Genomic DNA, 9,104 nt, shown 5'->3' with positions numbered 1-9,104 from the left:
CCATGGTTAGAGAAGAAACTCTGGCGGTCTTGTCCCGTGTCAGTCTGGTGAAGTCCGATCAACCGTGGCTATTTGTTTGTCTGGCCGGAGAGGCCAAAAGGGCGCCTCGCTGGGTGTTGATCGTTGATCAGCAGCCTAAGCCGTTGGTGCATTTGCCGGATATTGTCGAACAGCTGCGGCAACGCTTGGGGCAGGGGCAGAAGGACCTTCCGCTCAGTCATGGTGCTGGGCGGCAACTTGAGCGCTTCCTCGTAAGGTTGTCTGAGCAGGAGCGTCTGTTGCTGCCGCAACGTAAACAGCGTGCACTGGATCAGATGCAGGATGTTATTTCAGTCTGGGCAAGCCGCAAGGGGTGGATTGAAAGCACTGGTCAGGCTGATGCTATTCAGCGTTTGTTGCAGACGCTCAAGCATAACCACATAGAAGGCTGCCCCGATTGGGCGCAGCTGGCGGACGCCTGGTTGGATCTCGTGCGGCCTACATGGTTTGGCTATCTGAACAAGGTTGCTCGACGCTCACAGATTGTCCGCTTGCGTGACATTCGCAAGGCGCTACTCGCTGAGGCGTTGCCGGCTTCGACTATCATCGAGCGGATCTCGGGCATCGCCCTGCGGCAAACTTGGGAAGAAAGAATTGTTGCGTGTGTGCTGGGTTACTCCGGCACACAGACGGAATAAGGTAACTAGTGCCCTGTCTGCTTAGGCGAATTACGTCAGACCTGCCTGAAAACTTGACCTGTATGCATGACCATTATTGGTCTGTCAGCTAACGCGACATATCATCCAACTGTGCCCGCTTGGAGTGGGCAGGGATGGAACCCCTTGGTCATGGATGACCGACTCTGTTTCAGCGTCTCCGGCAAAAACACTGCGGGAGACAACAACCGCTTTACCCCGTGACTGTCGCTGGCTAAAGTGATGGCCATCACACTTCGCCGCAGGTCATCAGGGATGGACCGCGTGATGCTGCCTGCTTCGCTCTTCCTCCCTGCTTGCCTCCGGTAATCCGCGTTGTTTCAAGGCCGCCGTAGCGTGGCTTGCAGGAGTTTCGTTATGCATGATCAGGCCCGCCTGTCGCAGTCGCTGTTGGCTTTGGTGCCGGTCGATGGTTCCAGCATTGGCAACCAGTCGTTGTTCGAGCAGTTGAGTGCTGCCTTTCCCGATCTTTCTCAGGCTGCTTTTGTCGATGCGCGTGATGCGTTGATTGCGCAGGGTGTGCTGCAGAAGGGGCGAGGGCGTGGTGGTTCGGTCAAGCGCAGTGAGGCCGAAGGCAGCGCTGTGGCGGCAAAGCCGTCGGGTGTGAAGAAGCCGGCGCGCAGCACTGAGAAAGCTGCTGTCAGCAGCATGGATGGCCTGAAGAAGACCCTTTGGGCCACCGCCGATAAGCTGCGCGCCAATATGGACGCTGCTGAGTACAAGCACATCGTGCTTGGGCTGATCTTCCTCAAGTACATTTCCGACAGCTTCGCCAGCCGCCGCGCCGAGTTGGAGCGCAAGCTGACCGATGAAAGCGATGACTACTATCTGGGTGATGACGACCCCGAGTTGCTGGCCGCCGAGCTGGAAGACCGCGATTACTATCGCGAGGTCAACGTGTTCTGGGTGCCGGAAGTGGCGCGCTGGGAGTCGATCCGCTCAGCTGCCAAGCAGGCGGACATCGGCAAGCGTATTGATGATGCGCTAGCGGCCATTGAGGCAGAAAACCCGCGCCTGAAGAATATCTTGGACAAGCGCTACGCCCGCGCCCAACTGCCGGATGGCAAGCTGGGTGAGCTGGTGGATCTGGTATCCACCATCGGCTTTGGTGACGACACCGGCAAGGCGCGCGATCTGTTGGGGCAGGTGTACGAATACTTCCTCGGCCAGTTCGCCAGTGCCGAAGGCAAGAAGGGTGGGCAGTTCTATACGCCGGCCAGCATTGTGAAAACCCTGGTGGCGGTGCTCAACCCTCACCACGGCAAGGTCTACGACCCTTGCTGCGGCTCGGGCGGCATGTTTGTGCAGTCCGAGAAGTTCATCGAGGCTCACGGCGGCAAGCTGGGCGATGTGTCCATCTACGGCCAGGAGTCCAACCCCACAACCTGGCGTTTGGCGGCGATGAACCTGGCCATTCGTGGTATCGACTTCAACCTTGGCAAGGAGCCGGCGGATACATTTATCCGCAATCAGCACACTGACCTGCGTGCCGACTTTGTATTGGCCAACCCGCCGTTCAATATCAGCGACTGGTGGCACGGCAGTCTGGAAGGGGACCCGCGCTGGGTTTTCGGCACACCGCCGCAGGGCAATGCCAACTACGCCTGGCTGCAACACATGCTGTATCACCTCAAGCCCAGTGGCCGCGCCGGTATCGTACTAGCCAACGGCTCCATGAGCTCCAGCCAGAATAGCGAAGGCGATATCCGCCGCGCCATGGTCGAGGCCGATGTGGTGGAAGTGATGGTCGCGCTGCCCGGTCAGCTGTTCTTCAATACCCAGATTCCCGCCTGCCTGTGGTTTCTCGCTAAGGACAAACGTCATAGCCAAAGCCCCGGCGGCGTCGACCGCAGCGGGCAGGTGCTGTTTATTGATGCCCGCAAACTCGGCACCAGCGTCAGCCGCGTACAGATTGAGCTGACCGATGCCGATATCGAACGCATCGCAGAGACTGTCGCCGCCTGGCGCGGCGAAACCCTCGATGCGCCGGACTCCACCTCCCGTCATTCCCGCGAAGGCGGGAATCTAGTCGAGCCCTACGAGGACATCCCCGGCTTCTGCCGCAGCGTCACCCTTGCCGAAATCGCTGAGCACGGTCATGTACTTACGCCGGGCCGCTATGTCGGTGCCGAAGAGGTGGAAGACGACGACGAAGCCTTTGCCGAAAAAATGCAGCGGCTGACCAAGCAGTTGGGCGCGCAGATGCAGAAGGGAGCAGAACTCGATCAGTTGATCCGGCAGAAGCTAGGGGGGCTGGGGTATGAGTTCTGATCATGTCATGAATTTAAAACTGGGTGAGTTTGCGAAGATAAAGGGTGGGAAGCGTATGCCTTCTGGAACCCCGCTGGTTTCCTATCGGACGGACCATCCGTATCTAAGAATTGTCGATTTCAAAGATGGATCAATCGATAGGTCTAATCTCCAATACGTGCCTAATGAGGTTTTCCCAGCAATCTCTCGGTATGTGATTTCATCGAAAGATTTATACATTTCAATCGTTGGGACTATTGGGCTGGTTGGCACTGTCCCACCAGATTTGAGCGGAGCGAACCTGACGGAGAATGCAGCAAAAATCTGCGAAATTGATAGCTCACTTATAAATCGCGACTACCTAGGTTATTTTTTGCGCTCAGAAGTTGGTCAGGCTGAGATAAGGTCCCTTGCGGTAGGTTCAACCCAGCCAAAGTTAGCTCTTTTTCGAATTGAACAGATAGCTGTGCCATGCCCACCACTGGAAGTACAGCTGGGTATTGCGTCTTTGCTAGGTGCCCTCGACGACCGCATCACCCTGCTACGCGAAACCAACACCACCCTGGAAGCCATCGCCCAGGCGCTATTCAAATCCTGGTTCATCGATTTCGACCCCGTGCGCGCCAAGGCCGAAGGCCGCCAGCCGGAAGGCGCTATACAGGGATGTATGAGTGCCGCTGAAGGCAGGATGCCGAAAGCGGCCATGGACGCCACCACCGCCGCCCTGTTTCCCGATAGCTTTGAAGAGTCCGAACTGGGGTTGGTGCCGAAGGGGTGGAGCATCGGGTGTGTCGGTGACTTGGCAAATCAAAAGAAGGGCTCTGTGAACCCTTTGGCCTCTCCTGAGGTGCTTTTCGAGCACTACAGTTTGCCCGCGTTCGACAGTGATCAAGCCCCGGTTTTTGAGCTTGGTCAGCAGATCAAAAGCAACAAAACCCCCTTGCCAGATGAGGCTGTGCTGCTGTCGAAGCTCAATCCCCACATACCGCGTGTATGGCTGCCAGTTAACCATGGAGCCAATGCTGTCTGCTCAACAGAGTTTCTGGCTTACTCGCCGCAGGAAGGTGTGTCCAAAGAGCTAATCTATTGTTTGTTTGTGGCTGCCGAGTTTCAGCAACAGCTCTGCCAGTTGGTGACGGGAACCTCGAATAGTCATCAGCGCGTTAAGCCAGATCAGGTATTACTGGTCAAAATACCGATTGCAGATAAGCCCGTCCTCAAGGCTTTTGCCGAGTTAGCAAAACCTCTTTTTGAGAGGGTGCATGCGAACCGGCAACAAGCCCAAACTCTCACCCAACTCCGTGACACCCTCTTACCTCGCCTGATCTCCGGTCAGCTGCGCCTGCCTGAAGCCGAGTCCCTGATGGAGAAAGCCCTGTGAGCGACAGCAACACCCAAGCATTCAAGAACTGGATGATTGCTGCGGGCAAGTCAGCCAATACCGTCAGCAATTATGTGAGTGGCGTAAATACGGTTTCCAGGCACTACGGCCGGGATGTGTTTGCAATTCTGGACCTGGCTGAGCTCGCTCGACTTTGTACTCAGTACGGTTCGGGCGGTGAACACGCCGAAATCGGTGCGAGCAATAGCAATAACGTGCACAGCGGACTGCGGCAGTGGTTTGTTTATCAAACCGAGCGCCAGGCTGTGGTCAGTGAGGCCGTGCTTGACCGCGTGTGTGTCGAAAGACCGGGCGATGCCGTGGTCCGCGAGCAGGTGCGACACGTCGCCGAGTCGATATGCAAACGTTATCCCAGTGCTGATGTTTATCCCTTACGGCGCAAAAACGCGAAAGATATTTACCTGGGCTTCGGCAATAAGGAACCGGGCACTCGCGCTAAGGGCATCGCCGTGGTGCTCCTTGTTCGTGCTAATGGTATCCGGTGTGGGTTGCAGCACAATGGTGCTCTGCACAAGCAGCTCAAGCAAATGGGCCAAGAGAGCTCAGGCCTTGCCCGTTTCAACGGCGTCGAGACGGCTTCAGTAGAGCAAGTTCAAGACTGGTTGGGGCAGTTGGATGCCGTACTTGGATCGGTGTTTAGCCGCGCGCTGAATGACGGCAACGCGAGGCGTGTGGAGGACTACATGTCGGCAGAGATAGAGCAAGCAGATGATCAGGAAGCACCGACAGGTGAAGAGTCTCTCGTCAGATCGGAGGATAGGAGCATGAACACGGTCCCTTTGAACCAAATTCTGTTCGGCCCGCCCGGTACCGGCAAGACCTACAACACCATCAACGAAGCGCTGAAGATTCTGGCGCCGCAGCTTTGGGAGCAGAACAGTGGTGACGACCCCGACTCGCGCAAACGCTTGAAAGAGGCGTTCGATGAGCTTGTTGACAAGGAGCGTATCCGCTTTGTGACCTTTCATCAGAGCTTCAGCTATGAGGACTTTGTGGAAGGTTTGCGCGCTCGCACGGATGAGACAACTGGCCAGTTGCGTTATGACGTGGTGGATGGGGTATTTAAGTCACTCTGTGAGGCTGCTGCGTCCAAGGTGACTCGACACGCTGAGGCACCTTCTGAGGTCGGTCAGCGGCGAGTGTGGAAAATGTCGTTGGGCAATACCTTGGGTGATGATGCCAGCATTTTTCAGGAGTGCATCAATGGGGGGTATGCGCTGCTGGGCTATGGCGGCGGTATCAATTTTGCGGGCTGCACCAACCGGCAGCAGGTGCAGGAGCGTTTTGCCGAGGAAGGTGTTGTACCAGGCAATCCTGGAACGGATTACGGTATCACCAGCGTGACTGCATTTGTGGCCAAGATGAAGGTCGGTGACCTGATTGTTGTGTCGGACGGGAACTTCAAGTTTCGGGCTATCGGTGAAGTGACAGGGGATTACCAGTTCAAGCCGCATAGCGAATTTGATGCGGATTACTCGCAAATGCGGCCGGTGAGGTGGCTGCGGCATTACCAGCCTTCCTTGCCACACTCGGAGCTGCTGAATGCGCAGTTCAGCCAAATGACACTCTACGAACTACGCGCTCCGACCCTCAATCAGGAGAAGCTTGAGCGCTTGCTGGGCGCCAGTGCTTCGGAGGGGAGTGCGGAGAATGACGCTCGGGTACTGATCATTGATGAGATCAACCGGGGCAGCGTTTCTCGCATCTTTGGTGAGCTGATCACGTTGATCGAAGAGAGTAAGCGAGCCGGTAGACCCGAGGCGTTGCCCATCGTGCTGCCTTACTCTCAGACGCGATTCACGGTGCCGGATAACCTCTACATCATCGGAACAATGAACACTACCGACCGCTCGTTGGCTGGGCTAGATATCGCCCTGCGTCGTCGTTTTGTGTTCAAGGAAATGCCGCCCCGGCCAGAGTTGCTGGATGATGTAACGGTGGCGGGTGTGAATGTGGGGCAGTTGCTGCGGGTCATGAATCAGCGCATTGAAGTGCTGCTTGATCGAGACCACTGCCTGGGACACGCCTACTTTATGCCTTTGGCGGATGATTCGACGATAGATCGGCTTGCGAATATTTTCCGCAACCAAATACTCCCGCTACTCCAGGAGTATTTCTTCGAAGACTGGCAACGCATTGGCTGGGTACTGAACGACCATCGGAAGGCAGCTGGCGACCGCTTTATCCAGCAGAAGAGCGGCCAGGCAATAGCATTGTTTGGGCCGGATGTGGGGGAGGGTCTGGCTGATGGTGTCTGGGCGTTGAATGAGGATGCGTTCGAGCGCCAAGAGGCTTACCTCGGCATTATCGACGCGTCTCGCCTTGCAGTAGAGCCTGAGGTTAAACGGCAGGCGTCTCACGGCGATTTTGTTCTTCGGGAGCTGATGAGCGGGACGATTGAACTTCTGCACAACGGCAAGTTAAAGCAGCCAGTGTTGCCGGTGCTGCGTGAACTAGCCAGTGATGCTGGCATAGACATTCAGAATGCAAACGGTAACGACCTGAACACTCGCACGCTCGGCAGCAAGCTGATCACGCATCTGAGTAATGGTGGCTAGTGAGCAAGCCTATCGTCATTCGCGAGTACGCTCGTCTGACCACTGAGCAGGTGGAGAATACGCTCGACCTGGCTCACGTTTCGGCGAGTGCGTTCGATTGGCTGTGTGAACTGAGCGCTCAATTTAGCCGCAATGGCGCGCGCCTGTTGCAGCTGGATGGCAAGAGGGCATTGAAGTGGGACTCATACGTCGGGGTGCTGGAAACACCCTGTGGTACGCGCTTAGAAATTGTACCCAAACACCACGAAGAGGGTGACTGCTTGCAAAATGGCCGGCAGTTGCTGCGCAAGCTGATTCAACGTGCCTTGAACCTCGACTCGCGTCAGACATCGGTAGCCAGTATCGAGCTGTTTGACGCACCGCTCAGCGAATGGGTAATGGCGCAGTTTCTGGCAGAACTTGATCTGTTGGTGAAGCGGGGTGTGCGGTTCGACTATCAACGAATTGAAGAGGAGCAGCGCTTTTTGCGTGGCCAGCTCAATGTGGTCGCACAGATGCGTCAGCGCCCCGGGCGGCAGCACTACCTCCAGATTCGCCACGACGTATTTCAGCCCGATCGCGCTGAGAACCGTTTGCTCAAATCAGCCTTAGAGCAGGTGGCGAAAAGCACCAAGGACGCGAACAGCTGGCGGTTGGCCAACGAGCTGCGCTCGATGCTCGGCGAGCTGCCCGCAAGCCGTCATATTGCCTTGGACTTTAGGGCATGGAGTACAGATCGCCTGATGGCGCACTACCAGACAATGAAGCCCTGGTGCGAGCTAATCCTCAATCAGCAGATGCCACTGGCGGTGAGCGGTGAGTGGCGCGGTATGAGCATGTTGTTCCCGATGGAGCGGCTGTTTGAGCGTTATGTGGAAGGGTGGCTGCGTGGACGGCTTGAGCCGGGGGCGAGGCTAAAGGCGCAGGCATCGAGGCACAGCCTGTGCCAGCACTCCGGCAGCGATATGTTCCGCCTGCAGCCAGACTTGCTGATGGAGAAGGGCGCTCAGACCTGGGTACTGGATACCAAGTGGAAAACGCTCGACGGCGGTGACAGGGCGAACAAATATGGCTTGAGCCAGGGTGATTTTTATCAGTTGTTTGCTTACGGCAACAAATACCTTGGTAGCAAGGGCGAGCTGGCGCTTATCTACCCACGAACCCGCCGGTTCGATAGGCCGCTGCCGTCCTTTGATTTCAGCCCGGAATTGCGGCTTTGGGCCTTACCTTTTGATTTAGACGCTGATACGTTGTTGGTCGATGATGAGATGCAGCTCACAGACTGCATCAAGGTTGCAGCGGCAGCCGCCGTACTCGACCAGGCAGTAATACCGGGATAAAGGAATGACCGAAGATCAACTGGAGCAGGAAGCACTCGGCTGGCTGGGTGAGTTGGGCTATCAGCACCTATATGGGCCGGACATCGCCCATGATGGCGACAACCCGGAACGGGAGAGCTACCGTGACGTGGTGCTTGCCATGCGTTTACGCGCAGCGGTTGCGCGGCTGAACCCCGGTGTACCGCTCGCTGCTCGTGAGGATGCGGTGCGTCAGGTGCTGGAGCTGGGTGTACCTGTTCAGCTGTCTGCCAACCGCCTGTTTCATCGTCTGCTGGTCAGCGGTGTGCCGGTTCAGTATCAGAAGGACGGCGAGACGCGTGGCGATTTCGTGCGCCTGATCGACTGGGCGGATGTGAAGGCCAACGAGTGGCTGGCGATCAATCAGTTCAGTATCCAGGGCCCCAAGCATACTCGCCGGCCGGACATCATTCTGTTCGTCAATGGCTTGCCTCTGGTACTGGTCGAGCTTAAGAACCCTGCGGATGTGAATGCGGATCTGGTCAAAGCGTTCGACCAGATCCAGACCTACAAAGAGCAGATTCCGGATGTATTCCAGTACAACGAGATCCTGATCATCTCCGATGGTAGCGAAGCCCGAATGGGATCGCTGTCGGCCGATATCGAGCGCTTCGCCCGTTGGCGCACCATTGATGGGGTGAACCTGGACCCGCTGGGGCAGTTCAGCGAGCTGGAAACGTTGATGCGCGGTGTGCTGGCGCCGGAGATGTTGCTCGATTACCTGCGCTACTTCGTGTTGTTCGAGGATGACGGCAGGTTGGTGAAGAAGATCGCCGGCTATCACCAGTTTCATGCGGTGCGCGCTGCCATCAATCAGGTAGTGGATGCGTCGCGCCCGGGCGGTTCGCACAAGGGCGGGGTG

General features: G+C 56.8%; 5 protein-coding genes and 1 pseudogene. All 6 read left to right on the top strand.

Annotated features, from left to right (window positions below; all coding sequences use genetic code 11):
* Positions 1–677 (top strand): annotated as a pseudogene (locus BM116_RS18200) (SNF2-related protein); the annotation flags it as partial.
* A 375-nt stretch (positions 678–1,052) separates the two neighbouring features.
* Positions 1,053–2,966, top strand: coding sequence for a class I SAM-dependent DNA methyltransferase (locus tag BM116_RS18195; RefSeq protein WP_090475312.1), 1,914 nt, complete (start codon positions 1,053–1,055; stop codon positions 2,964–2,966).
* Positions 2,956–4,326, top strand: a complete 1,371-nt coding sequence (locus BM116_RS18740; protein ID WP_139057036.1) for a restriction endonuclease subunit S — start codon at positions 2,956–2,958, stop codon at positions 4,324–4,326. The genes BM116_RS18195 and BM116_RS18740 overlap by 11 nt, the downstream gene beginning before the upstream one ends.
* A 785-nt stretch (positions 4,327–5,111) precedes the next feature.
* The gene (locus BM116_RS18185; RefSeq protein WP_235846797.1) at positions 5,112–6,905 is read left to right on the top strand and encodes a DUF8426 domain-containing protein; all 1,794 of its coding nucleotides are present in this window, start codon (positions 5,112–5,114) and stop codon (positions 6,903–6,905) included.
* The gene (locus BM116_RS18180) at positions 6,905–8,224 is read left to right on the top strand and encodes an McrC family protein (RefSeq protein WP_083729328.1); all 1,320 of its coding nucleotides are present in this window, start codon (positions 6,905–6,907) and stop codon (positions 8,222–8,224) included. Before BM116_RS18185 ends, BM116_RS18180 begins: the two co-directional genes overlap by 1 nt.
* Positions 8,225–8,228: 4 nt before the next feature.
* Positions 8,229–9,104 (top strand): type I restriction endonuclease (locus tag BM116_RS18175; RefSeq protein WP_139222381.1); only part of this gene is annotated, 876 nt, incomplete at its 3' end.

This window comes from Halopseudomonas pachastrellae, from assembly GCF_900114765.1.
Classification (GTDB): domain Bacteria; phylum Pseudomonadota; class Gammaproteobacteria; order Pseudomonadales; family Pseudomonadaceae; genus Halopseudomonas; species Halopseudomonas pachastrellae.
The sequence above is the reverse complement of the archived record's forward strand: the minus strand, read 5'-3'. Positions and strand labels throughout refer to the sequence as shown.